This window comes from Hymenobacter negativus (assembly GCF_016056375.1).
GTDB classification, from domain to species: domain Bacteria; phylum Bacteroidota; class Bacteroidia; order Cytophagales; family Hymenobacteraceae; genus Hymenobacter; species Hymenobacter negativus_A.
In genome coordinates, this window is sequence record NZ_JAEDAE010000013.1 from 33,333 (window position 1) to 57,103 (window position 23,771).

Consider the following 23,771-nt stretch of genomic DNA (forward strand, 5'->3'; position numbering starts at 1 on the left):
AGATGATTGAGCAACTTATTTCCCTGTCCCTGCGCAACCGGGGCATCGTGCTGCTGCTGGCGGCCGGACTGCTGGTGTGGGGCGCGTTTTCCATCCGGGCCAGCAAGATTGACGCCATCCCGGACTTGTCCGAGAACCAGGTGATTGTCTTCACCGAGTGGGCCGGGCGCGGGCCGCAGATTATCGAGGACCAGGTAACCTACCCCCTCGTCACCAACCTGCAGGGGCTGGCCCAGGTGCGGGCCGTGCGCGCCGCCTCTATGTTCGGCATGAGCTTCGTGTACGTCATTTTCAATGACAACACCGACATCTACTGGGCGCGGGAACGGGTAATGGAGCGCCTCAACTACGCCCAGCGCCTGCTGCCGGCCGGCCTCACGCCCACCCTAGGGCCCGATGGCACGGGCGTGGGCCACGTGCTTTGGTACACCCTCAACGCCCCGAAGCTGGACCTGGGCGAGCAGCGCGCCCTGCAGGACTGGTACGTGAAGTTTGGCCTGCAAACCGTGCCCGGCGTGAGCGAGGTGGCCAGCTTCGGCGGCTTCCAGCCCGAGTACCAGGTAACGGTGGACCCCACCAAGCTCACCTACTATAACGTGAGTTTGCCGCAAGTGCTGGCCGCCGTGCGCCAGAACAACAACGAGGCCGGCGGGCGCAAGCTTGAGCAGGCCGGCGTGGGCTACATCATCAAAACCAGCGGCTACATCCAGGACGTGGCCACCTTAGAAAACGTGCCGGTGCTGACCCGCCCCGGCGGCGTGCCGCTGCGCCTGCGCGACCTCGGCACGGTGCAGATGACGGGCGAGAGCCGCCTGGGCATCTTCGACCACAACGGCCAGGGTGAGGCCGTGGGCGGCATCGTGGTGATGCGCTACGGCGAGAATGCCGACGACGTGATTACCCGCGTGAAGGCCAAAATGACGGAAGTAGCCAAGGGCCTGCCCGCCGGCGTGTCGTTCGACATCGTGTACGACCGCAGCGGGCTGATTGAGGAGTCGGTGGCCAACATCAAGCACACGCTGCTGGAGGAAATGGCCGTGGTGTCGCTGGTGGTGCTGGTGTTTCTGTTTCACTGGCGCAGCGCCCTGAGCATCCTGCTGCAAATCCCGATTACCATCGCCGCGAGCTTCATTCTGCTCAACGCCTTCGGCATCTCGTCCAACATCATGTCGCTGACGGGCATTGCGCTGGCCATCGGCGTCATCGTCGACAACGGCATCGTGATGGCCGAAAACGCCTACCGCAACCTGGCGTTGCACCAGGCCGCCGAGGAAGCGGCGGCCGGGCCACCCGGTGCGCCGCCCACGCCCGTTGCTGCCATCTCCACGCCTGAACCTATTCGCCATGACTAACGACGAGCGCCTCGCCATCATCGAGAAATCCAGCCAGCAGGTGTCGCGGGGCATTTTCTTCTCCACGATTATCATCGTGGCGTCTTTTCTGCCGGTGTTTTTGCTCACCGGGCAGGAGGGCAAGCTGTTTCACCCGCTGGCCTACACCAAGACGTTTATCCTGCTCATCGACGCCGTGCTGGCCGTGACGCTGGCCCCGGTGCTGCTGTCCTTCTTCATGAAGGGCAAATTCAAGACTGAGGAGCAGAACCCCATCAACCGGGGGCTGGAGCGGGTGTACGCGCCCCTCATCAACTGGTGCCTGACCTGGCGCAAAACCACCATCGCCATCAACCTATTACTGCTGGCCATCAGCATTCCGCTGCTGCTGAGCCTGGGCACCGAGTTTATGCCGCCGCTCGACGAGGGCTCCATTCTGTTCATGCCCATCACCCAGCCCGACGTGTCGAACACCGAGGTGAAGCGCATTTTGCAGGTGCAGGACCGGATTATCGCGCAGGTGCCCGAAGTGAAGGGCGTGCTCGGCAAGGCCGGCCGGGCCAGCACCGCCACCGACAACGCCCCGCTGAGCATGATTGAAACCATCATCCAGCTCAAGCCCCGCAGGGAGTGGCGGGCGGGCATGACCAAGGCCAAGCTCATTGAGGAGTTGAACGGCAAGCTGCAAATTCCGGGGGTAGTGAACGGCTGGACGCAGCCCATCATCAACCGCATCAACATGCTGAGCACCGGCATTCGCACCGACGTGGGCGTGAAGGTGTACGGCCAGCAGCTAGACACGATTTACCAAGTGTCGCAGCGGGTGCGGACGGCCCTCAATGGCGTGCCCGGCGTGCAGGACCTCTACGTGGACCCTATCACGGGCGGCAAATATTTACAGATTGACCTCAACCGCGACCAGTTGGCCCGCTACGGCCTGACGGTGGACCAGGTAAACGAGGTAGTGGAAATGGCCATCGGCGGCGCGCCCGTGGCCAGCACCGTGGAAGGTCGCCGCCGCTTCGCTATCAACGTGCGCCTGGCCGAGGACTTCCGCAACAGTCTGCCCGCGCTGAGCCGCATCCCGATTCAAACCACGGCCTACGGCCCCGTGCCGCTCTCGGCCGTAGCCACGCTGCGCTTTGAAAACGGCCCGCCCATGATTAACTCGGAGAATGCCCAGCTGCGGGGCGCGGTGCTCTTCAACGTGCGGGACCGCGACCTGGGCGGCACCGTGAGCGAGGCCATGCAAAAGGTGCAGGCCATGCAGGGCCAGCTGCCCGCCGGCTACTACCTGGAGTGGAGCGGGCAGTACGAAAACCTGATTAGCTCGCAGCGCACGCTGCTCTTCATCCTGCCCATCGTGCTGGTCGTGATTTTCGGCTGCCTGTACTTCGCCTTCCACTCGGTGCGCGAGGCGCTGCTGAGTCTGGTCACCATCCCGTTTGCGCTCATCGGCGGGGCCTACATGGTGTATTTCTACGGCGTGCACCTTTCGGTGGCGGTGGCCGTGGGCTTCATCGCCCTGTTTGGGCTGGCCGTGGAAACGGGCGTCATCATGGTCATCTACCTCAATGATGCTATGCAGCAGCTGGTGGCCGCCAAGGGCAACTCCAGCGCCACCATCACCAAGCAGGACCTGCGCGACGCCGTCTTCCACGGCGCGGCCAAGCGGCTGCGGCCCAAGCTGATGACCGTCTCGGTGGCCTTGTTCGGGCTGGTACCGGTGCTCTGGGCCACCGGCACGGGCTCCGACGTGATGCTGCCCATCGTGCTGCCCATGGTTGGGGGCGTGTTCACCTCGTCGACGCACATTCTGCTGGTCACGCCGCTCATTTTTCTCATGACCAAGGAGTACGAGCTACGCAAGTTTGGTAAGCTGGACGTGCTGGCGGTCAAGCATTAAACACCCCTTGTCATGCGTTATACCCTATTTACTGTCAGCCTCATGGGTCTTTTGGGGCTACTAACCCTTCCGGCCCGCGCCCAGCGCCCGCTGCCGCTCGACTCAGTACTGCGGGCCGTGCAAACCCGCAACCCGGCCCTGCGCCAGTACGACTATCGCGCCCAGGCCAAAAACGCCGCCGTGGCCGGGGCCAATACGTGGGAGCCGCCCAAAGTCAGCGCCGGCTACTGGATGACGCCCTACAACCAGCGCCCCATCAAGGAGCTGAACAACGGCCAGGGTATGGGCATGCAGATGGTGTCCGTCGAGCAGATGCTGCCCAACCCGGCTAAGCAGCGGGCCAAACGCGAGTACCTGGCCGGCCAGGCCGCCGTGGCCCAGGCCGACCAGGCGGCCAGCTTCAACCAGCTGCGCGCCCAGGCCCGCACGCTCTACTACGGCCGCGTGATTCTGGAAAAGAAGCTCAAGGTGCTGGACCAGAGCCAGGAGCTGCTGGATTTCCTGCTAAAAATTGCCCAGGCCCGCTACCCCTATAACCAGACCACGCTACCCAGCATCTACCAGGTGCAGGCGCGGGTGGCCATGCACGGCAACGACCACGCCCAGCTCTACGGCCAGCTGCGCCAGGCCACCATCGGCCTGAACACGCTGATGGCCCGCGACCCCGAAGCCGAGTTTGCCGTGGACACGCTGCTGCCCACCGCGTTCGGCGGCCCCTACCCCGACACCGCCGCCCTCGCCGCCCGCCGCTCCGACGTGCGCAGCCTCGACCGCTCGCTGGCCGTGGTGCGCCTCAACCAGGCAGTGGAAGCCAGCCGCCGCCGGCCCGACTTCGGCCTGCGCTACGACCACATGAATGGCATTGGGGCCACCCCCAACCAGTTTTCGGCCATGGCCATGGTCACCATTCCCTTCGCCCCGTGGGCGGCCCGCGAGTACAAGGCCAACACCGCCGCCCTCGGCCTTGAGGCCCGCGCCGTGCAGCAGCAGCGGGCGGATTTGCTCAACGAGGCGGCCGGTCGCATCACCACCCTGCAATCGGATTTGCGGGTGAAGCGCGAGCAGGTACTCAACTACGAAAAAGGCATTCTGCCGGCGCTGCGCAAGAACTACCAGGTCACGCTGCTGGCCTACCAGCAGAACACCGCCCAGCTCCCGGCCGTGGTCGAAGCCCTGGAAACCTGGCTCACGACCCGCCTGCAGTACCTCGACACCCAATACGACCTGATGACCTTACACGTGCGCTATGACCAGGAACTTGAGCAATAGTTCGCGCCCGCCCCGCCGCGCCCGGTGGCTGACGCTGCTGGCCGCCGCCGCGCTGCTGGCCGGCTGCCACGGCCAGGCCCACGGCCCCGAGTCGCAGGCCGGCGCTCAGCCGGTGGCCAGCGCGGCGGCCATGCAGTATACCTGCCCCATGCACCCGCAAATCGTGCGCGAGGCCCCCGGCCAGTGCCCCATCTGCGGCATGGATTTGGTGCCCAAGGTGCTCAACAACGCCGCCGCGCGGGCCGAAGCTGGCCTCGGCAACGTGGTGCAGTCCCCCAACGCCGCCGTGGTGGCGGCCGTGGCCACCGTGCGCCCCCGCGCCGAAGGCGTAAGCCCCAACGGCGCGGCCGACACACTCAGCCTGCCCGGCCTGGTGGAGTACGACCCGCGCCGCAGCCGGGCCGTGGCCGCCCGCTTCGGCGGCCGCATCGAGCGCCTGCTGATTCGCTACAACTACCAGCCCGTACGCCGGGGCCAGAAGCTGCTGGAGCTCTACAGCCCCGAGCTGGTGACGGCCGAGCAGGAGTACATTTTTCTGCTAGCCAACGATGCCGACAACCAGCCGCTGGTGAGCGGGTCCCGCCGCAAGCTGCTGCTGCTCGGCCTCACCGAAGGCCAGCTCGCGGACCTGGCCCGCACCCGCCGCGCCAGCTACCGGATGGCCGTTTTCAGCCCCTACGACGGCTACGTGGTGGAAACCCCGGCTTCCAACGAGCCGCCCGCCCCGGCCGGCGGCATGGGCGACGTGGCCGCCAGCGCCGGCGGGATGGGCGCGGCCGGCGGTGGAGCCAGCCCCGGCATGAGCGGAACCGCTGCCGCGCCCGCCACGTCGGACCCCAACTCCCCATCCAGCCGCCTCACCCTCACCGAAGGCGCTTACGTGGCCACCGGCCAGACCTTGTTTCAGGTGATGAATACCGACCAGGTGTGGGGCATCTTCCAGCCCACGCCGCCCGAGCTGGCCCGCCTGCGACCCGGCCAGCGCCTGCGCGTGGTGGCCGAGGGCACCGACCTGCCGCCCCTTACCGCCCGCCTCGATTTCGTGGAGCCCGAGTTTCGCAGCGGAGCCAGCACGGCCGCCGTGCGCGTGTATCTGCCCAACCCCTTGGGCCGGCTGCGGCGCGGACAGCGTCTTACTGGTCACTTGGTGCCCGACGCGGCCCTGGCGCTGGCCGGCATCTTTTGGCTACCCCGCGCCGCCGTGGTTGACCTGGGCACCCGGCAGGTGGCCTTCGTGCGGCGCGGGGCCACTTTCGTGCCGGTAGCGGTGCAGGTGGGCCAGCGCACCGCCGCCCAGGTGCAGGTGCTGCACGGCTTGGCAGGCACCGAAGATGTGGCCGCCAACGGCCAGTACTTGATTGACAGCGAAGGCTTCATCCAAACCGCGTCCGTCGGCGCGCCTACGCCCCCCGCCCATGAATAACCCGCGTTTACTCCCTGCTTCGGTCCTGAGCCGGGCGGGCCGGCTGCTGCTCATGCTGCTGGCATTGACGGTTGCGGCCTGTCAGCAAGCCCAGCCCCCAGCCGAAACTGCCGCCCCCGAGGCTGCTAAAGCCGCTTACTATACTTGCTCCATGCACCCGCAAATCCACGCGAATGGCCCCGGCAGCTGCCCCATCTGCCACATGGATTTGATACGGGTGCAGCCGGCCCCGGTGGCTGCGCCAGCCGCCAAAAAAGCCGCTTCGGCCGCCGTCTACACCTGCCCCATGCACCCGCAGGTGCGCGAGGCTCAGCCCGGCAGCTGCCCTATCTGCGGCATGGATTTAGTGAAAACCTCCAGTCGCCCCGCCGTCAAAATGACGCCCGCCGAGATGGCCGCCATGCCCGGCGGCAACCCGGCCGCCAATGACCTCATCCTCACGGCCCAGCAGCTGGAATTAGGCAACATCCGCGTCCAGACTATCGGCAACAACTCAGCGGGTAGTGAGGCTACCGGCCCGGCCGAGGCCCCCGCGCCCCAAGCCTTGCTCACCGGCACCGTCACGGCCGATGCCCAGCGCACCCAAAGCATTAGCAGCCGGGTGGCCGGCCGCGTCGAGAAGCTCTACGTGCGCCAGACCGGGCAGCTGCTGCGCCGGGGCGCGCCGCTATTTTCGGTGTACAGCGAGCAGCTCGAAACCCTGCAGCGCGAATACCTGCTGGCCCTGGCCCAGGACTTGCAGGTGGCCGAGCCCACCTACCGGCACTTCGCCGAAGCCACGGCCCAGAAGCTGCGCCTGCTCGGCGTGTCGGCCGGGCAGCTGCGGCAGCTGGCCCGCAGCGGCAAGGCCAGTCCACTGGTGACCTACTACAGCCCCGCTACCGGCACCGTGCAAACCCTGGACGTAGTGCAGGGCCAGTACGTGGCCGAAGGCTCGCCGCTGCTCACCCTCAGCGATTTAGGCAGCGTGTGGGTTGAAGCCCAGCTCTACCCCGCCGATGCCGGCCGGTTACGACTAGGCCAGTCGGTAGCCGTGCAGGTCGTGGGCCGGGCGCGACCCTTGCGTGGCCACGTGGTATTTCTCAGCCCCGAGCTGAGCGGGGCCAGCCAGATTACCCTGGCCCGCATTCAGGTACCCAACCCCGATGGCACCTTGCAGCCCGGCGCGCAGGCCAACGTGCTGCTCGATGCCCCGGCCGCGTCAGCTGCCACCACGGCCACGGCCCCCACGCAAACTGCCCTGCGTGTCCCGCAGGAGGCTATTATTCACGACGGGGCCGCCAGCTACGTCTGGAAGCAGACCGGCGAGCGGCAGTTTCGCCGGGTGCAAGTGCGCACCAGCGCGGGCACGGCCGCCACCGTGGCCATCACCGGCGAAGTCCGGCCCGGCGACCAGCTGGTCGTGAGCGGGGCCTACCTGCTGCAGAGCGAATTTACCCTGCGCCAGGGGGCCGGCGACGACCACATGAGCGGCATGGCCATGTAGCCCCAACCACCAGAATTATTACCGTCAGGGCCGCGGTTCGGCCTGTTTCTTACCCTTTTTTCCATTCTAACCAATGAACAAGTTCCTCCCCCTCGGCCTGGCCCTGGCCAGCCTCACGTTTGCCGCCAGCGGCTGCTCCGACAACAAGAGCACCACTGAAACCACGACCACCACACCCGCCGCCGAAACCACCATGGCCCCCGACAGCGCATCTACCACCACGCCCGACGCCATGGCTACCACCTACACCTGCTCCATGCACCCGGAAGTAGTGAGCGACAAGCCCGGCAAGTGCCCTAAGTGCGGCATGGACCTGATAGTTAAGAAGTAAGCTACCCGTCATTGCGGTCAGGGCTGGCGTATGTTTAAACCATTCCACGCCAGCCCTGGCCAATGGCCGGCAGTGCATAGCACTTCGGCCTTGGTTAAAAGTTTGGTCCAAAAGTTACATGGCCGCCGAATACCCGGTTGAGCGCCCCCATGGAGCGCGTTGCCGCGAGCCTTGGGTAGGCCGCTTCGCCACTTGCGCCGCCGCTGGTGCCGTCGGCACGAACGGCGAAGCGGCTTAACCGGCGGGATGGCCAAAATGCTGCTGGAGCACCTGCTGGATTTTCTCGGCGGTGAGTGGCTTGGTGAGAAAGCCGGCCACGGGCAGTGAGCCGGCCCGCTGCACGTCGGCCGGGTGCAGGGAGGTGGTGAGCATGACGATGACAATGGCCCGCCGCTGGGCCAGGGGCAGCCGCTGGTAGGCTTCCAGAAACTCGAAGCCGCCCATGACGGGCATGTTGACGTCGAGGAAAATCAGGACCGGGCAAGTGGGCGCGTCGGGCGTGGTGCAGGACGTGGCCAGCACGTCCAGGGCTTCCTGCCCGTTGAGGGCCTCGCGAACCTGCGTGGTGACGGCCAGGCGCTGGAGTAGCTTGCGGTTGAGGTAGTTGGTGGTGGGGTCGTCGTCGACCAGGAGGGTGCAGCGGATGGCGGACATGAACAAGCAGCAGCAACGGCTGCGGGAAAGCTTAGTGAGGGAAATACACGGCGAAGGTGGTGCCCTCGCCGACCTGGCTCTGGACGGTGATTTTGCCGCCCGCGTTTTCCAGCATGCGCTTGACCATGTACAGCCCCAGGCCGGAGCCTTCGACGTGGGTGTGCAGGCGCTGGAACATGGCGAAGAGCTGGGCCTCGCGGGCCAGGTCCAGGCCCAGGCCGTTGTCCTGCACTTCCAGCACCACGTAACCCGCTTCCTGGCGGCAGCGCACGTGCACGTCGGGGCGGCGGTCGGGGTGGCGGTACTTGAGGGCGTTGCTGAGCAGGTTGTACACCACACTCCGCAGGTTTTTCTCCGAGAACCGGAGCGGGGGACATGCCTGCGTGGGCAGGTGCAGCCGCCCCCCGGTTTGCCGGAGCAGCGGGGCCAGGTCCAGGCGCACGTCTTCGAGGACGGGGGCCAGGGCCACGTGCGCCGTGGGTGGGTCGTGCTCCTTTTGCAGCTTGGAGACTTCGGTGAGGTGGTCGATGGTGCGCTTGAAGCGCTCCACCGCCCCCTGCATCAGATTCAGGATGTAGGCCACCTCGCCCGTGGGGGGCTGCTCGGGCAGCTCGTGGTGCAGCGTATCAAGCAGCCCTTCGATGTTGGTGATGGGGGCTTTCAGGTCGTGGCTGGCGGTGTAGATGAAGTTGTCGAGGTCCACGTTGGTGCGGCTGAGCTGCTGGTTAGCAGCGGCCAGTTCTTGGTTGGTGGCCCCGACCTGCCGGCGGGCCAGGACCTGGCCGGTCACTTCCACGGCCACGCAGGTAATGTCGGTGACGTTCCCCTGGGCGTCGCGCAGGGGCTGGTAGGTGAAGTTGAAAAAGCCGGTTTCGCCCGGGCGGTGGCGGGCCAGGCGGATTTCCTGCTCCTGGGCCACGAACGGCGTGCCGGTGCGGCGCACCGCTTCGAGCAGGGCGGGCAGGCCCTGCTCGGCCACTTCGGGCACGGCGGCAAAGAAGGGCCGGCCCACGAGCTGGTCGAGCGGGCGCCCCAGCATCTCGCCCATGGGGGGGTTCACCAGGTCCAGCACGAACCCGGGGCCGCTAAACAAGCAGATGGCCACGGGCGCCTGCTCGAAGATGGCCGCCAATTGCTGGCGCTGGGCTTCGCGCTCCTGCCGGGCCCGCACCTGCTCGGTGACATCGTAGGCAAACACCGACACCCCCTGGGTATGACCGTGCTGCTGGTAGGCCTGGTAGGTGAAGTTGAAGTAAATGGTGTGGGCCGGGCCGCCCTCGTCGGGCCGGAACGTCAGCGGCACTTCCGTGCCCACGTACGGCTGGCCGGTGTGGTACACGCCGTCAAGCAGGGCCGTGAAGCCGTCGGCTTCCGCTTCGGGCAGCGAGGCGGCAATGGGGCTGCCGTGCAGCCCGCGGCCGGGGAACAGGCGGGCGTAGGCCTCGTTCACGTACTCGATGCGGTGCTCGGGGCCGCGCAGCAGCAGAATCAGAGCCGCGGATTGCGAGAAGGCCTGGTACAGTTCTTCCCGCTCCCGGGCCTGGTCCTGGGCCGCGGCCAGCAGCTCGGCCTGCAGGGCCTCGTTCTGCCGGCGGGCCCGCACCTGCTCCGTGACGACGTAGGCAAACACGCACACGCCCACAATCTGTCCCTGCTCGCGGTAGGCCTGGTAGGTCAGGTTGTAGTAGTCGGATTGGGCCGGAGCGTTGGCGGTGGCTTCGATGGTGAGCAGCAGCTCCTGGCCGAAATAGGTCTGGCCGGTGTGGTAAACGCCGTCGAGCAGCGCGATGAAGCCCTGTTCCACCGTTTCGGGCAGCGCCTCGGCCACGGGGCGGCCGGCCAGCTGGCGGCCGGGAAACTGGCGCTGGTAAGCGCTGTTCAGGTACTCGTAGCGGTGCTCCGGGCCACGCAGGATGCAGACGAGCGCCGGGGTTTGCTCGAACACCTGATAGAAGGTTTCGCGCTCCTGCGCCTGGCGCTGCGCGGCGGCCAGCAGCTCGGCCTGGAGGGCCTCGGTGCGCTGGCGGGCCAGGGTCTGGTCTGTCACTTCGTAGGCAAACACCAGCACCCCATCGACGCGGCCGTGCTCGTCGCGCCGGGCCTGCTGAATGTAGTCGAAGTAGCGGTCCTCCAGCTGGCCGTCGCCGGGGCGGGCCAGGCGCACCAGCACGCCCGCTTCGCGGTGGGTCTGGCCGGTGTCGTACACCTCCTGCATCGTGCGCAGGGCGCGCTGGCCGGCCAGCTCGGGCAGGGCGTCGAGCAGGGTGAGGCCCACCCGAGGCCGGCCGGCAAACAGGGCCTGGTAGGCGGGGTTCACCAGCTCGTAGCGGAATTCGGGCCCGTCGAAGACGCAGATGGCGGCCGGCGCCTGCATGAAAAACTGTTCGAGGCGGGCGCGCTGCCACTCGGCCTGGGCACGGGCAGTCTGGGCTTCGTGGGTGCGCTCCTGCACCCGGGCTTCCAGCTCCTGGTTGAGCTGCTCGACCTGGCGGCGGGCGCGCACCTGCTCCGTCACATTGTAGGAAAAGTCCAGGATGCCGTCGATGCGGCCCTGCGCGTCGCGCAGCGGGTGCAGGGAGAGGTCGAAGAAGAACTGTTCGGGCTGGCCGGTGCCCTGAAAGTCAAACCAGCCTTCCAGCCCCTGGGCATAGAACGGCTCGCCGGTCTGGTACACCCGGTCGAACAAGGCGATAACGCCCAGCCCCTCGGACTCCGGCATGGCTTCGCGAAACGGCCGGCCGGCGAAGCTGCGGTGCGGAAACACGCGCTGGTAGGCCGGGTTGACGAACTGGTAAATATGGTCGGGGCCGTGGTAGACGGCCACGTGGGCGGGCAGCTGCATGAGTACCTCGTGGAAGCGCCGGCGTTGTGCCTCGGCCTCGGCGCGGGCGGCCTGTTCGGCAGCCTGGGCGGCACGCAGCGCATTTTCGGCGGCGGTGCGGGGTTGGTCGCTCATGTCGGTGAAGCTCACCAGCAGCAGCTCGCCGCTGCGGCGGGCCGCCACGAGGAAGTAGTTGTCGAGGCTGTCAGCCTGGTAGTACAGCTCGAAGCGGCCGGGCTCGCCGGTTTCAAATACCTGCCGGTAAAAATCGAAAATACCGTTGGCGAAAATGTTGGGGAAGAGGGTGCGAGCCGTGCCGGCGGGCTGCTCGGGTAGCCCGGTCATGCGCTGGGCAGCGGGGTTGAAATACTCCGGGGCAAAATCATCCAACTCACCGGTAGGACCATAGCAGGGGCGCAGCAGGTTGATGCCCGTGAGCGAGACGGCCATCAGTTCGTGCAGCAATGTGTCCGGCTCAAAGAAAGGCGCAGGCACGGAGGAAGCGGGAGCAGACATAAGTAGCGGAACAGAGCCGCCACCGCCAGAACGAAAGCAACGGAGTAAAAAATCAGGCAGAAAAAGCGGAGCCGGGCCACGCGGTCAACCACAAAAATGGCAGGTTTACGGCTTGTTCACTCAGCGAAACGTCACGGCAAAAGTTGAGGCGACGTTCGGGGTGCTGGTAACGGCAACGGTGGCCTTGGTGTTTTCAATCAGGCGCTGCTAAATTTTCCGTTTTCTGCCCCCTACTTACACGCCTGCACCAGGGCGCTCACGCTGAGCGTGGCCGTTGCGTCGGTGGTGTAGTTATCGTTATTTACGCACACAAAGAGCTGGCGCGTGCCCGGTGGCAGTGTAATGGGACGGGTTTCCTGGGGCGTATTCGCGGCGGCCCGCAGGCAGGCCTGCATATCCGTAATAGTACCCTTCGTCGCCAGAAACTGGTTGGCCGCGGCCGGGTCGGCGGTGATGTACCAGTGGCACTTGGTGCTGACTGTGGGCGGGGCATTGTTGCCTTGCTTGGTGAGGGCGGAAGCGGCTGCGCCCAGCAGGGCCGGGGCCGCCGTGCCGCCGCTGCCCACTACCGCCGCCATGGCTAAAGCCGTGGACCACGACACCGGCGGCTGGCCCTCGTCGCGCACGTCGAGCTTGTAAACGATGCCCACCGTGCCGTCCGGAATATCCACCGTAAACACCTTGCGGCTGGAGTGCAGGCAGTTGCTGCAATGAATGGAAGCGTTGCTCAGCGGCAGGGCTTCTACCAGGCGGGAAGCACACTTGATTTCCCGTCCGTCCTCACGCCAGCTGCGAAAGTCGGCCTGCTGCACGCCGTTCAGATACGTACCCCGAAAACTGACCTGGCCGTTCTCGTGCCAGCCGCAGCACAGGCCCGTGGGCTTGTCGGGTTTTTCGGCGGCCAGCTTGCCTTCCCATTGTTTTTTCCAGGAGGGGTAAAAGTAGTCGCGCACGGTGCCCATCGTTTTGCCCGCCGCGTCGTGGTGGGCAATGCGGGCGTAGGCAACCTCTTCCAGCGTTTCGGTCCGTTCCCAGTCGCGGTCGAAATAGACCGTATCGGCCGGGGGCAAACTCACGGCCGCCGGCTTGGGCCGCTGGGCCAGCGCGGGCATGCTTATAATAAGGAGTAGAAAAAGCAGCGGGTAGTTTTTGGTCATACAGTAAAAGCGCGCAGCGGAATGGAAATGCGGTTGGTAAAAATAGTGTGAAGTTTTGCGAAGCGCAGTGCTCGTATTTTTTGGCTGCTCCAACCACGTTCGTCTTCGCCCATTTTCAGAACTTAGGTTCTATAATCATTAATTATCGGACCTAAGTTTTTCGTACATTTGACGCGCACTTGCAGCCTCATATTTTGCAATTGCAAAAACATAGATGGTACCAAAGGGAAAGAAGAACCTGCCGGCCGTGACCGGCGAGCTGCCGGCGCTGGCGCTGGCCAACGACCTGGCCGGGCAAGTGGCACCCAACGTCGGGCGTTACCTGACCCTGGGCCTCGAAGGCGCGGACAACACCCGCCTGGCGTACTCGGCCGACCTGCGCAGCTACGAAGCCTTCTGTGCCGCGCACGAGTTCACGCCCTGGCCGGCCGCCGTGGCCACGCTCGCCAGCTACGTGGCGCACCTGGCCGACATCCCGCGCAAGCTGGCCACCATCAACCGGCACCTAGCCGCCATCGAGAAGAATCACCAGCTGCTGGGGCTGCCCTCGGCCATCAGCGCGCCGGCGCTGGACGTGCTGCGCAAGGGCGTGGCCCGCGCCGTGGGCAAAAAGCAGAAGCAGGCCCCGGCTTTCTCGGTGGCCCACCTAAAAAAGTGCATTGCCGAACTGGACCTGACCCGCCCGGAAGGCGTGCGGGCGCGCGCACTCCTCTTAATAGGTTTCACCGGGGCCTTTCGCCGCTCCGAGCTGGTGGGCCTGAACCTGGAACACATTGAACTGACCGATGCGGCCCTCATCTTGAGCCTGCCCAAAAGTAAAACCAACCAGGCCGGGGAGTTGGAGCAAAAAGCCGTTTTCTACGCTTCCAATCCGCTGTTCTGTCCCATCCGGGCCTACAAGGCCTGGGTGGAGCTGCTGGGTGAGCGCACCGAAGGGCCGGTGTTCGTGTCGCTCGCGCGGGGCAAAACCGGGGAAGCGGGCACCCCCTCGCGCCGACGGCTGTCGGACCGGCGCGTGAACCTGCTCGTGAAGGAGCACCTGGGCGAAAAGTATTCGGCTCACTCGCTGCGCGCCTCGTTCATCACCACGGCCAAGCTCAACGGGCAGTCCAACGAATTCATCAAAAACCAGACAAAGCAGAAAACCGACGCCATGATTAGCCGCTACTCCCGGCTCGACGACATCATTGCCTATAACGCGGCCCACTCGCTGGGTTTGTAACTTGGCGCACCTATTATATAAGGTATGGAAAACCTGCTTCAGCCCCGGCACCCGCTTGATAAATTTCACCAGTCGCAGCTGGACTTTCTAGCTGCCCTGCCGGAAGAGCAGCGGATAGAGCACGCCCGCCTGTTTCGGCTGGGCAATGCCAGCTACCGCTACCAGCAGCAGGCCGTAGGCGAAATCACCGAGGCCGACTACCTGGACTGGCTTGAAGGCCTACCGGCTAAGATGCGGCGCGTGGTCGAGCAGGAAGGCTTCGAGCAAAGCAAAAGTAGCCTGGCGTTGCGGCGGCACGCGCTGGAACGGCGCGACCAGGGCTATTCCGCCTTCATGCAGGCCATTCTGTTGCCCGAAGACTGGGCTTACCAACAAAGCGTAATCACGGAATCATGAATTGCCCTGCTCCCCTCGCCGCGGCGCTGCAAGCGGTGGCCGCCGGCCTGCCCGACGCCAAGAACCATTACTTTCTGAAAGCCAACTATTACGACCACGTCGAAGACAACGAAGATGGCGACGACCCTGCGCGTTGGTGGCTGGCCGTTATGTGGCTCAACGAGGAAACGACGCGCAACCTTGAGTTGGGGGACGATGAACTGCGACTGGATGTTCTGCTCGACGGCCGCCGCCTCGCCGACTGGACGCGAGTGAGCATTCCCTACTCCGAAGTCTGGGACGTGCTGCACCAACGCACGAAGGGTAGCCCCAACCCTAATGGCTGGGCTACCCTCTATTACGACCACGCGGCCATGCGCATCCCCCCGGTGGGCTAGGTCAGGGCCAGCGTGGCCAACTGATGAAACGCGGCCTCGTCCAGTCGGAACCGGTCGCTGATGGAAAGCGAGCTACGGCTGTTGAACAGCGCGTGGTTCACGGCATTGTAAGCCAGCCACAGGTTAGCGGGCGTTTCCAGCAGCCTCATTTCCTCAGCCAGACGGTCCATCGCATTGCGGGCCAGCATTTTCGGCAAGCCGCTCTCGGTAATGACCGTAGCCAGGTTCTCCGGCGTGGGACGTTTGGCTAGCTCCTTGTAGACCCCGATGGTCGGAGTCAGCGAGTTGGTTTGGCTCTGGAAGGCGGTAAAGATGCTGGCCAGCTGCTTTTTAAACACCTCCAGGTTGAGGCCTTTGTGGTGAAACTTCTTATCCACCAGCACTTCCTGCTCGCGCTGCACCTGGCGGCCCGTCAGCACGGCCAGCTCGGCATCCTTGATTTTAAGTGCGTCCTTAAACTTTTTCGGTTTGCCGTTCAGCAGCCAGGTTAAGTATTGGTCGAAGCTCATGTAATCATCGGCCCAGCCCATCAGGCCATTGGTGCACACCTGCCGGTAATAGCTCACCCGCATTTTCGAGGTCGTACCCGTCTCAATGTGTTCCTTTAACGCCGTGCCTTGCAGCGAGAACGGCGTTTTTCCTGAGTAAGAGTTGTTAATAATCATCGACTTATAAAGCCGGTCCACCACTTTGGTATTCGCCGAGCTCGATGCGATATTGACTTCGTCGGGCAGAATCAAGTTGATGGAAAATTCCCCCTGTGGCGTAAAGCTGGCATCAATGGTGTGCCCTGGCAGGTACAACTCAGCGGCCTCGCGCAGGACCTCGTTTTTAATCAGGCTGTACTCACCGCTCTGCATGGCGAATATGTTCTTCGTCCCATCCGGCAGTTCTCCCACAATGGCCTGCTTACGGTCGCTGGGCACGATGCGGTAGCCAATCGGAAGTAGGGTTTCCAATGGTACGGACGCTACGGGGAAACAGAGGGCATCCCACGTTTGGGACCGTTCCAGATTGATGCTTTGCTGGCTCATGGGTAAAGGAACAAATATTGAACGAGTGAATTTACAATCATGATTTTACAATTGCAAATTTGTGATTGCAGAAAAGCAATTGTAAACTCGCAATGCTTTCGCTTATCTATTGAAGCTCTGCATGTTCAAGTCTCCACTTAGTGCGCTCGTGTTATGACGGTGTAATAATGGCATTTGAAACCCGTACTTTGCAGTGGATTCCTGCTCTCTTTCTTCCTCCTTATGCCTTCCGATGACATCTCTAATCTTATTAATCAGACCACCGGAGTTGAGACTGCGGGGCCAGTAGAGCCACTGATGCTAGGTAGGGATACCCAATGCTACTAGAAACCTAATCAATCGCGGTCTCAAACTGAACACCTGCCTTGATAACTTGGCTCACTAGTTTTTCCTTTCGCATCCTAAAGCTATTTGCCTAATTCGGCTTAGCTAAAATTAATAGCATTTTTGATGCTACTTTTACTCGCCTTCGCACCCTTTGAAGGTGGTTAGCCGAACATTTTTGAGATATGTTGCAATCCTATAAGTACACTTTCAGTGGTCATGACAGCTTTCAGTGCCGGCTGCTATGGCTTAAGAAGGGCTATGATTATTTACGCGAAGGCCGCACGTTCAGCGCCGATGACGCACCCGTTATACTAGGGGTTGGTAACAATATGGTGAGGGCTATCAAGCATTGGCTACGGGCCTTTGGCTTACTGGACGAAGCAACCGACCAGCCTACTCAACTAGCTGACCTTTTATTTGGGTACCATGATGAAGGAGCACCGTTTGATGCGTTTTTAGAGGATAATGCCACCTTGTGGTTGCTTCACTATCAATTAGTCCGTACTAGGTTCGCTTCCACCTATTGGCTCATTTTTGATGAGTTTAGAAAGCGTAAGATTGAGTTCACACGTGAGGATTACGGGAGATTTATCGAGCAGAAAGGTCGCGAGGAAAGCTTTACGGTGAGTCCCAAAAGTATCAGCGAAGACTTCGGGGTTTTTCTGAAAATGTATTATCGGGGTACTTCCGAGCGAGGTACAAAGGTAAAAGACCGCGAAGACAGCTTTTCAGGCATACTAACTGAGTTAGACTTAGTGCATTCATTCCCGCGAAAAAACGAGGATGGTAAAAGCGAGATTTCAGTCTACGTTATTACGCCTTCAGACCGCGATGATGTGCCAGCCGACTGGATACTTTACTGTTTGCTGGACTCCCCTAGCATCGGTATGTCGGTCAACTTGGAGACCCTCGAAAATGACCCTGGGATGCCATGTGCCGTGTTTGGGATGAACCGGGCTGGTCTGTTGCGCAAGATTGAACAACTGGTCAGTAGCCACGAATTCCTTACCTATAATGACCAGGCCGGTGTACGCGAGCTACAATTCCGCGAAAAGCCGGCTGATAAGTACCAGATTTTAAGAAATTACTATGCCTCAGTCCATGTTTAGCCCCTCGGTCAATATCGTGCGGGATGCCAATCGGGCATTGAACTACATCCCGACTGATAATACTAAGCGCATCGTTTCCCAATTGCTGGCCGACTACCAGACTGGTATTCGGGCTTTCACGCTGATTGGCTCCTATGGCACTGGTAAGAGTGCTTTTCTGTGGGCCTTAGAACAAAACCTTACTGGCCAAAAGCCTTACTTCCGCGACAAACTCTTTGGTACAGGCCCTACCGAGGTCGTGCGCTTTATTGGTGAATATCAGTCCCTGGCTAACGTTATGGCCGAGCGCTATGGCCTGGAGCCAGGAGCCGAGGGTACTGCTATCCTAGCGGCACTCTACTATCAGCACCAGGATATCCTGAAAAAGGGCCGTCTGGTTGTGTTGATAGATGAGTTTGGCAAATTCCTGGAACATGCGGCTGCGAATGACCCTGGGGCCGCAGTCTACTTTTTCCAGAGCCTAGCCGAGTTCGCAGCTGACCCACGCCACAATGTACTGCTCATTACGACAGTGCACCAGAACGTTGATGCTTATGCTTTTGGCTTAAGTGTACCACAACGACAGGAATGGAGTAAGGTGAAGGGGCGGTTTCGTGAGATAACGTTCAATGAGCCGATTGAGCAGTTACTTCGTTTGGCTGCCACGCACCTGGACGCGACTAGGCGCGATGCTCATGAGGAAGAGGCTGTCTTGCAAACGGTCCTTATTGCTAATGACACGCGGGCCTTTGACTTAAAGCCGGCATACGCCGCAGAGGTAGCGACGGGCCTGTTTCCCCTTGACCTGTTAGCCGCAAACGTACTTACGCTTTGTTTGCAACGCTACGGCCAGAACGAGCGCAGCCTCTTTTCTTTCCTAGAAGCATCAGACCACACCAGTTTGAAACAGTTCCGTCGTGACCGGCCTGGGGCGTTTTATCACATCGGGCAGGTTTATGACTATCTATTCTTCAACTTCTACTCGTTTCTCCAGTCAAAATTCAACCCGGACTATGCTGCGTGGTCAGCCATTCGGAATGGATTAGATGAGATTGAGCGGACTTTTTCGGAAGACATTGAGGCCTACCAGCATTTGCTCAAAACCGTTGGGCTGCTTAACATCACGGCTGCTCAGGGAAGTAATCTGAATCAGGCATTCTTAGTGAGCTACGCTAAGAGTGCGCTGGGCCTTGAAAATGCGGCTGAGTTAGTTGAAGCGCTGAAGAAGCATAAAATCATTCTGTATCGGCCACACGCTAAACGCTTCATTCCTAACAACGGCACCACACTGGACGTGGAAGCCGCCTTGATTGAGGCTGAACAGAAGATTGCAAAGAGTGATGCTGTAGCAGCGTTGCTCCAACGTTATGATGACCTGCCACCAGTATTGGCCAAAGCTTACACCTACGAGTTTGGTACGCCACGCCAGTTCAAGTTCGTTATCACCGACGAGCTACGAGCCGACCACCCCACCGGTGAAGTAGACGGTCTGATTTATTTGGTCTTTAACGAAGCCTTGTCGGCTGAAAAGGTACGGGCTCACTCGGCGGCACATACCGACCAAGCGCTGATTTTCGTGCACTACGAAAACACCCGTGACATCATCGATTTGCTTTACGAGCTGCAGAAGCTTGAGCAGGTAAAAGCCGATAATGCGGACGATAAAATCGCGTTGCGTCTGTTGGATGAGAATATTGAAGCTGCGCGCAAAACGCTCAACCACTTCATATTAGGCAATCTTTATGTTGGCTCTACGCATCTTACCTGGCTATGGCAGGGCGAGCAGAAGGATATTCATTCGCAACGCCTTTTCAATCAACTACTATCTCGGGTTTGCCAAACTGTCTACCCGAGCACCCCGGTTTTCAAGAATGAACTAGTCAACCGGCACGTTATTTCGAGCTCCATCTTTACTGCTCGCCGGCAGTACTTTAAAGCGCTGGTAACAGATTGGGACAAACCTGACCTCGGGTTTGAGAAAAGCAAATTCCCTCCTGAAAAGACTATTTACCTCTCGCTGCTCAAGGCCAATGGAATCTCAACCAGTTTTGGAAGTCGTAATGAGCAGCACCCCGACCCTAATCGCTTCAAGCAGCTGTGGGAGGTGTCAGAGCAGTTCTTGCAGAGTGCAAAGGAGCGTCGTCGGTCTGTAGCAGGCTTATACGAAAAGTTGGCAGCGGCACCGTTTAAGCTTAAGCAGGGCTTTTTAGATTTTTGGATACCCACTTTCCTTTTCCTTAAGCGGGATGACTACGGTATGTTTGGGGACAAGGGCTACATTCCTCAGCTATCGGATGAAATACTTGACCTAGTTGTCAAATACCCGTCCGACTATGAGGTAAAAACCTTTGACATCGAAGGCGTTAAGCTGGACTTACTCAATAGCTACCGCACATTTCTCCAGCAACAAGACCGATTGTTCGTTGATAACCAGACGTTTGTTGAGACAATTCGACCATTCTTGTCTTTTCACCGTCAGCTTCCTGCCTACGCCAAGAATACCCAGCGTCTTGATAAGGAAGTTCTTGCGCTAAGAAAAGCAATTGTTACTTCCACAGACCCTGAGAAAACATTCTTTGATGAATTTCCTTCGGCACTGGGTTACACCCTAAATGCCCTACTCAGTTCGCCGGAGTCGTTATCAGAGTATATTCAAAAAATTGAGGATGCTATTCGTAGCATTCGCCATGCCTACCCTGAGCTACTGAATCGCTTTGAGAGCTTTATCCAAGTAGAAGTAGTAGGTCAAGCTATTCCGTTTACTGAGTATAAGTCTGTATTGCAGAAACGCTTTAAAAAGCTCAGTCAGCCTATGCTGATGGCCAACCAGCGAGTTTTCGTGCAGCGGCTTAACTCGGCTAGCACCGACCGCGACGCCTGGCTCAGTGCCATGGCACAAGCTGTAGTTGGCAAATCGCTGGATGTCATCAGCGATGATGATGAATCGGTACTGTACGATAAATTTCAGCGAATGCTGCTTGACCTGGACAGTCTAACTAGCCTATCAGCCAGCAACATTGACGCGAAGAAAGAATCTGCTACATCCATCGAGCTTAGCGCTTTTGGTACGGAAGTGCAAAAAGCCCTTATCAGACTGCCCAAAGCCAAGGAGCAAATTGTTAAGAAGGATACCGACGCGCTTCTCCTTCGTCTCAATCTTATGAACCATGGAAAGCAAGTTAATTTAGCTATCGTGGTTAACCTTCTCAATAAACTACTGCAATCATGAGCCAGAAAGTACGACATGTCTTGGGCATCTCCGGAGGTAAAGACAGTGCTGCCCTCGCTATCTACATGAAGGACAATTATCCGGAGTTGGATATTGAGTACTATTCTTCTGATACTGGGAAGGAACTCGAAGAGACTTATGAATTGATTCGCAACCTAGAGTCTTATCTAGGCAAGAAGATTCACATACTCAGAGGCGCTGAAAACAGTGAACATGAGGCTTTTGACCACTTTTTAAAGCAATACAGTGGCTACTTACCCTCTTCACAGGCAAGGTGGTGTACGAAGAAGCTGAAGCTAGAGCCCTTCGAGAGGTTCATTGGCAACGACTTGGTGATATCATATGTCGGTATTCGCGGCGATGAGGAACGGGAAGGATACATTTCAAAGAAATCTAATATCCAATCCATCTTCCCTTTCAGGCAGAATATTTGGAGTGAAGATGTAGTGGCAAAGTTTTTAAGCAACTCATCAATACCGATGATTCAGAGCTGGATAAGTGAAGGAGTTGTTGAGGTTGATGATGAGTTTATTTCTTTGATAGACTTACCAATATCTCCAAAATTTCCACAAAACCGCAAAGCGTCGCTGCTACTAAACGCCGACGTCAAGTCTTTTAACAATCTGGTGTTTAGGTTTTTGCAATCAACTAGTTATCCACTAGCGCAGCTTTCTTCTTTTCCACTTGTTGAAAACAAGGATGTCCTAGTTAAAAAGGACATATTCAGCATTCTACGCAATAGCGGGGTGGGCGTCCCGAAGTATTACGAAGAGATGGAATTTGAAGTAAATGGTCAAGTTGGCCATTATTCTCGCAGCCGCTCAGGGTGCTACTTCTGTTTCTTCCAGCAAAAAATAGAGTGGGTATGGCTCCTTGAGCAACACCCAGAGCTTTATACCAAAGCTATAGCTTATGAAAAAGAAGGCTATGCCTGGAATGAGCGCGAAACGTTAACGGAGCTTATGCAACCTGAGCGAGTCCAACAAATTAAGGCAGATTACATTAAGCGTGAGGCCGCAAAAAAGCTTACTACTCACTCTATGTTTCTACTGGATATTCTAGACGATTCGAACGAAGAGGAAGGCTGTGCTGCGTGCTTTATATAGCTTATGAGGCACGAACGGTCTGACATTGATTTTCCGCTCTGGCGTAAAAAGGTTGACGCAGCTGTTTTTAAACAGGCTTATACTCCTATTCCAAAGTTTTTATGGAAGGTTTGGGAGATAGAAACCCTGTTTAGTCTCTGCCGAAGCAAAGACAATGTTGATGGCCATGTGCGGATAATGTATGAAAATCGTGAGTTCAAGGGTAGAATTCTTTACTCTCCTTCGAAAACGATTTACCGTCTTTTCTTTCCCAAGGAATTAGGCAACGCTTTAAAAGACGTCTTTGTCATGAGCTACATGCGTAGTATCGAACAAGACCTACGCAAAGGAAAGACCCAATATGACTCGCAAGACATTGAGCAGGAAATACCATTTTGGGAGTTTCTAGACATCGAATTTGATGCAAGCATGAAGACATTCTGGTTTAAATGTCACTATAAGCAGAAACCGATTTACATTGAGTTATTCCAAGAACTCATCAAATCACATACACTGCAGAAAATTGATGATAGCCTGAATGATAAAGAGGCTTTTCGGTTTGTAAAAGGCAATTGGAGGGGTCGCGAAGAGCTTCCAAGTCAGATTGAAGCAGTGAATGTCATCTACAATCTGATTGATACTCAAAGCAAAAAGATTTACATCGGTGAAGCTGAGAGCCTTATTCGAAGGATTCGACAAAATCGCGAGGAGATAGAAGACTGGGATTTTTATCGTTTTGATACCCTGCCAGCTGGGCTTACTAAACAGCAAAGGGTTGCCATAGAACGCCTAATTATTAGGATTTTCGCTTCCTTTTTTGACAATGTCAAAAATGTGCCTTCTATGAAAGTCTCAGATTACATTTTGGCTAACAAAAGGATTGACACATAGCATATGGAATCAACGCTGCAATCTTCGCTAATCCAGTATGGTGGTTTCAAGGTAGTTTTGAGAGACCTTTCCGACTTTTTAAATACGCTTTACAATAATACAGATACCAGTTATAAGGAAATCATAAGGCTATCTGGCGTTGGAAAGAATAAAGCCGAAAATTTTAGGTACTATCTTCGAGATTTTGGTCTTTTAGCCCCCGGCGTATATAAGCCGACCGACCTTGGACGGATTATTTATGCTAACGATAAGCGCTTTGTTGAGTCCTTCACTCAATGGGTGATGCTTTATAACTGGTCTAAGGCTTCTGGTAATCCGCTGCTTCACTTTGTGCTTTACCACAATGAGACCTCATCAGCTAGAAAGCAAGTTGAAATTGACTTTGTCAACTGGGCAGATTTGAATGGATTCAAGACGGACTATAAGGACACCATACCAGGCTTAGCTAACAGAACTTTTGACGCATTGGTGGACGAAGGCGCTTTCCGCGCACTAAGTTTACTTACTGTTGCTGACGGTATGGTGCGCCGCACAGACCCATATGGTGTTCATCCTTTACTGTTGGCTTATATACTCTACGACACTCGAAATGGCAGGCAATCCATCACTATTAACGAACTACTGATTGAGCCTGGTAACATAGGGCAATTTTTTGGCTATAGTCCCAGTAGCTTAGAGAATCGGCTAAATGACTTGTCCAATCTTGGGTTGGTCAAACGGATACAGTCTGCTAACCTGAACATGATAGAACTACCCTACGTTGGCTCCCCGCTCGCATTAGTCGAACAGTACTATGCAGAGAACTGAGGAGTTGCTAACTACTATTCGGCGGGCACGAAAACGCACTGGGGCCATTCTAGCGGATGGCCTTTTTGAGGCTGTTATTGAGCAAAGTAAAGAGAGTGGCTTTGCAGTGGTCGACGGTTCGGCACTCCATAATGGAAGGGTACTATTAACGGATGACCAATTGCTAGACAAAGTCAAGCTGCTGGCCGGTGGTGCGCCCTGCCTTTTTTTGAACTTGGAAATGTATGTTGCGCCACGGTTAAACGACCCCGGCTATCTGAAACAGCTTGTTCAAAAGCTAGTAGTGATGGAGCCAAGGCAACCAATTGTGTTTTTACTGTACTCAGCGCGGGTCTTCTCTTCGTTCGACGCTGTATATAACCAGTCGCCGTCCACCCCTCAGCATACGCTCAATTTGGCCGATAACCAGTATTTTGCATGA

Annotated in this window: 19 protein-coding genes; 15 read left to right on the plus strand and 4 right to left on the minus strand. The window is 58.6% G+C overall.

The features are described from left to right. Positions 1 to 2 precede the first annotated feature (2 nt). The 6 genes from I7X13_RS21815 (at position 3) to I7X13_RS20195 (ending at position 7,746) form a co-directional block, all read left to right on the plus strand. On the plus strand, positions 3 to 1,352 hold the full coding sequence (locus I7X13_RS21815) for an efflux RND transporter permease subunit (protein ID WP_262895122.1): 1,350 nt from the start codon (positions 3 to 5) through the stop codon (positions 1,350 to 1,352). Beyond that, entirely contained in the window at positions 1,345 to 3,237 is a 1,893-nt protein-coding gene (locus tag I7X13_RS21820) for an efflux RND transporter permease subunit (RefSeq protein WP_198076860.1), read from the plus strand. Before I7X13_RS21815 ends, I7X13_RS21820 begins: the two co-directional genes overlap by 8 nt. A 12-nt stretch (positions 3,238 to 3,249) precedes the next feature. Further along, complete coding sequence (locus I7X13_RS20180; RefSeq protein ID WP_198076861.1) at positions 3,250 to 4,506, plus strand: TolC family protein; 1,257 nt, start codon at positions 3,250 to 3,252, stop codon at positions 4,504 to 4,506. Next, entirely contained in the window at positions 4,484 to 5,929 is a 1,446-nt protein-coding gene (locus I7X13_RS20185; protein ID WP_198076862.1) for an efflux RND transporter periplasmic adaptor subunit, read from the plus strand. The genes I7X13_RS20180 and I7X13_RS20185 overlap by 23 nt, the downstream gene beginning before the upstream one ends. Next, complete coding sequence (locus tag I7X13_RS20190; protein ID WP_198076863.1) at positions 5,922 to 7,415, plus strand: efflux RND transporter periplasmic adaptor subunit; 1,494 nt, start codon at positions 5,922 to 5,924, stop codon at positions 7,413 to 7,415. Before I7X13_RS20185 ends, I7X13_RS20190 begins: the two co-directional genes overlap by 8 nt. Before the next feature lie 73 nt (positions 7,416 to 7,488). Then, complete coding sequence (locus tag I7X13_RS20195; RefSeq protein ID WP_198076917.1) at positions 7,489 to 7,746, plus strand: heavy metal-binding domain-containing protein; 258 nt, start codon at positions 7,489 to 7,491, stop codon at positions 7,744 to 7,746. A gap of 234 nt (positions 7,747 to 7,980) precedes the next feature. On the opposite strand, the gene I7X13_RS20200 is transcribed toward I7X13_RS20195, so the two are convergent. The 3 genes from I7X13_RS20200 to I7X13_RS20210 form a co-directional block, all read right to left on the minus strand. Further along, complete coding sequence (locus I7X13_RS20200) at positions 7,981 to 8,400, minus strand: response regulator (RefSeq protein ID WP_198076864.1); 420 nt, start codon at positions 8,398 to 8,400, stop codon at positions 7,981 to 7,983. Positions 8,401 to 8,431: 31 nt separating this feature from the next. After that, entirely contained in the window at positions 8,432 to 11,737 is a 3,306-nt protein-coding gene (locus I7X13_RS20205; RefSeq protein WP_198076865.1) for a PAS domain-containing protein, read from the minus strand. A gap of 230 nt (positions 11,738 to 11,967) precedes the next feature. Then, positions 11,968 to 12,894: a toxin-antitoxin system YwqK family antitoxin gene (locus I7X13_RS20210; protein WP_198076866.1), complete on the minus strand. Its 927-nt coding sequence runs from the start codon at positions 12,892 to 12,894 to the stop codon at positions 11,968 to 11,970. Between the two features lie 214 nt (positions 12,895 to 13,108). Here I7X13_RS20210 and I7X13_RS20215 point away from each other — a divergent pair, with 214 nt between their 5' ends. From I7X13_RS20215 to I7X13_RS20225, 3 genes are read left to right on the plus strand one after another with little or no spacing between them, the layout of a single operon-like run. Beyond that, the gene (locus tag I7X13_RS20215; RefSeq protein ID WP_233454869.1) at positions 13,109 to 14,116 is read left to right on the plus strand and encodes a site-specific integrase; all 1,008 of its coding nucleotides are present in this window, start codon (positions 13,109 to 13,111) and stop codon (positions 14,114 to 14,116) included. Positions 14,117 to 14,140: 24 nt separating this feature from the next. Continuing rightward, positions 14,141 to 14,512, plus strand: a complete 372-nt coding sequence (locus I7X13_RS20220) for a hypothetical protein (protein ID WP_198076867.1) — start codon at positions 14,141 to 14,143, stop codon at positions 14,510 to 14,512. Then, positions 14,509 to 14,889 carry a hypothetical protein gene (locus I7X13_RS20225; protein ID WP_198076868.1) on the plus strand — a complete coding sequence of 127 codons (381 nt, stop codon included), beginning with the start codon at positions 14,509 to 14,511 and terminating at the stop codon, positions 14,887 to 14,889. Before I7X13_RS20220 ends, I7X13_RS20225 begins: the two co-directional genes overlap by 4 nt. Here the strand turns inward: I7X13_RS20225 and I7X13_RS20230 are convergent. Then, positions 14,886 to 15,923: a hypothetical protein gene (locus I7X13_RS20230; protein ID WP_198076869.1), complete on the minus strand. Its 1,038-nt coding sequence runs from the start codon at positions 15,921 to 15,923 to the stop codon at positions 14,886 to 14,888. The two genes, I7X13_RS20225 and I7X13_RS20230, sit on opposite strands and share 4 nt — an antisense overlap. 509 nt (positions 15,924 to 16,432) lie before the next feature. Between I7X13_RS20230 and I7X13_RS20235 the strand changes: the two genes are divergently transcribed. From I7X13_RS20235 to I7X13_RS20260, 6 genes are read left to right on the plus strand one after another with little or no spacing between them, the layout of a single operon-like run. Beyond that, positions 16,433 to 17,359, plus strand: a complete 927-nt coding sequence (locus tag I7X13_RS20235) for a DUF4007 family protein (protein ID WP_198076870.1) — start codon at positions 16,433 to 16,435, stop codon at positions 17,357 to 17,359. Further along, on the plus strand, positions 17,352 to 20,567 hold the full coding sequence (locus tag I7X13_RS20240; RefSeq protein WP_198076871.1) for a hypothetical protein: 3,216 nt from the start codon (positions 17,352 to 17,354) through the stop codon (positions 20,565 to 20,567). Before I7X13_RS20235 ends, I7X13_RS20240 begins: the two co-directional genes overlap by 8 nt. After that, entirely contained in the window at positions 20,564 to 21,673 is a 1,110-nt protein-coding gene (locus tag I7X13_RS20245; protein WP_198076872.1) for a phosphoadenosine phosphosulfate reductase family protein, read from the plus strand. Before I7X13_RS20240 ends, I7X13_RS20245 begins: the two co-directional genes overlap by 4 nt. 3 nt (positions 21,674 to 21,676) lie before the next feature. Further along, positions 21,677 to 22,543, plus strand: a complete 867-nt coding sequence (locus I7X13_RS20250) for a GIY-YIG nuclease family protein (RefSeq protein WP_198076873.1) — start codon at positions 21,677 to 21,679, stop codon at positions 22,541 to 22,543. 3 nt (positions 22,544 to 22,546) lie between these two features. Then, positions 22,547 to 23,350, plus strand: a complete 804-nt coding sequence (locus tag I7X13_RS20255; protein WP_198076874.1) for a hypothetical protein — start codon at positions 22,547 to 22,549, stop codon at positions 23,348 to 23,350. Beyond that, on the plus strand, positions 23,337 to 23,771 hold the full coding sequence (locus tag I7X13_RS20260) for a hypothetical protein (RefSeq protein ID WP_198076875.1): 435 nt from the start codon (positions 23,337 to 23,339) through the stop codon (positions 23,769 to 23,771). Before I7X13_RS20255 ends, I7X13_RS20260 begins: the two co-directional genes overlap by 14 nt.

What these genes read in the sequence shown, in the direction of transcription:
- I7X13_RS20220 (WP_198076867.1), top strand. Translation starts at nt 14,141, where the DNA reads ATGGAAAACCTGCTTCAGCCCCGGCACCCGCTTGATAAATTTCACCAG.
- I7X13_RS20190 (WP_198076863.1), top strand. Translation starts at nt 5,922, where the DNA reads ATGAATAACCCGCGTTTACTCCCTGCTTCGGTCCTGAGCCGGGCGGGC.
- I7X13_RS21815 (WP_262895122.1), top strand. Translation starts at nt 3, where the DNA reads ATGATTGAGCAACTTATTTCCCTGTCCCTGCGCAACCGGGGCATCGTG.
- I7X13_RS21820 (WP_198076860.1), top strand. Translation starts at nt 1,345, where the DNA reads ATGACTAACGACGAGCGCCTCGCCATCATCGAGAAATCCAGCCAGCAG.
- I7X13_RS20210 (WP_198076866.1), bottom strand. Translation starts at nt 12,894, where the DNA reads ATGACCAAAAACTACCCGCTGCTTTTTCTACTCCTTATTATAAGCATG.
- I7X13_RS20235 (WP_198076870.1), top strand. Translation starts at nt 16,433, where the DNA reads ATGTTGCAATCCTATAAGTACACTTTCAGTGGTCATGACAGCTTTCAG.
- I7X13_RS20230 (WP_198076869.1), bottom strand. Translation starts at nt 15,923, where the DNA reads ATGAGCCAGCAAAGCATCAATCTGGAACGGTCCCAAACGTGGGATGCC.
- I7X13_RS20225 (WP_198076868.1), top strand. Translation starts at nt 14,509, where the DNA reads ATGAATTGCCCTGCTCCCCTCGCCGCGGCGCTGCAAGCGGTGGCCGCC.
- I7X13_RS20255 (WP_198076874.1), top strand. Translation starts at nt 22,547, where the DNA reads ATGGAATCAACGCTGCAATCTTCGCTAATCCAGTATGGTGGTTTCAAG.
- I7X13_RS20215 (WP_233454869.1), top strand. Translation starts at nt 13,109, where the DNA reads ATGGTACCAAAGGGAAAGAAGAACCTGCCGGCCGTGACCGGCGAGCTG.
- I7X13_RS20180 (WP_198076861.1), top strand. Translation starts at nt 3,250, where the DNA reads ATGCGTTATACCCTATTTACTGTCAGCCTCATGGGTCTTTTGGGGCTA.
- I7X13_RS20185 (WP_198076862.1), top strand. Translation starts at nt 4,484, where the DNA reads ATGACCAGGAACTTGAGCAATAGTTCGCGCCCGCCCCGCCGCGCCCGG.
- I7X13_RS20195 (WP_198076917.1), top strand. Translation starts at nt 7,489, where the DNA reads ATGAACAAGTTCCTCCCCCTCGGCCTGGCCCTGGCCAGCCTCACGTTT.
- I7X13_RS20205 (WP_198076865.1), bottom strand. Translation starts at nt 11,737, where the DNA reads ATGTCTGCTCCCGCTTCCTCCGTGCCTGCGCCTTTCTTTGAGCCGGAC.
- I7X13_RS20250 (WP_198076873.1), top strand. Translation starts at nt 21,677, where the DNA reads ATGAGGCACGAACGGTCTGACATTGATTTTCCGCTCTGGCGTAAAAAG.
- I7X13_RS20200 (WP_198076864.1), bottom strand. Translation starts at nt 8,400, where the DNA reads ATGTCCGCCATCCGCTGCACCCTCCTGGTCGACGACGACCCCACCACC.
- I7X13_RS20245 (WP_198076872.1), top strand. Translation starts at nt 20,564, where the DNA reads ATGAGCCAGAAAGTACGACATGTCTTGGGCATCTCCGGAGGTAAAGAC.
- I7X13_RS20240 (WP_198076871.1), top strand. Translation starts at nt 17,352, where the DNA reads ATGTTTAGCCCCTCGGTCAATATCGTGCGGGATGCCAATCGGGCATTG.
- I7X13_RS20260 (WP_198076875.1), top strand. Translation starts at nt 23,337, where the DNA reads ATGCAGAGAACTGAGGAGTTGCTAACTACTATTCGGCGGGCACGAAAA.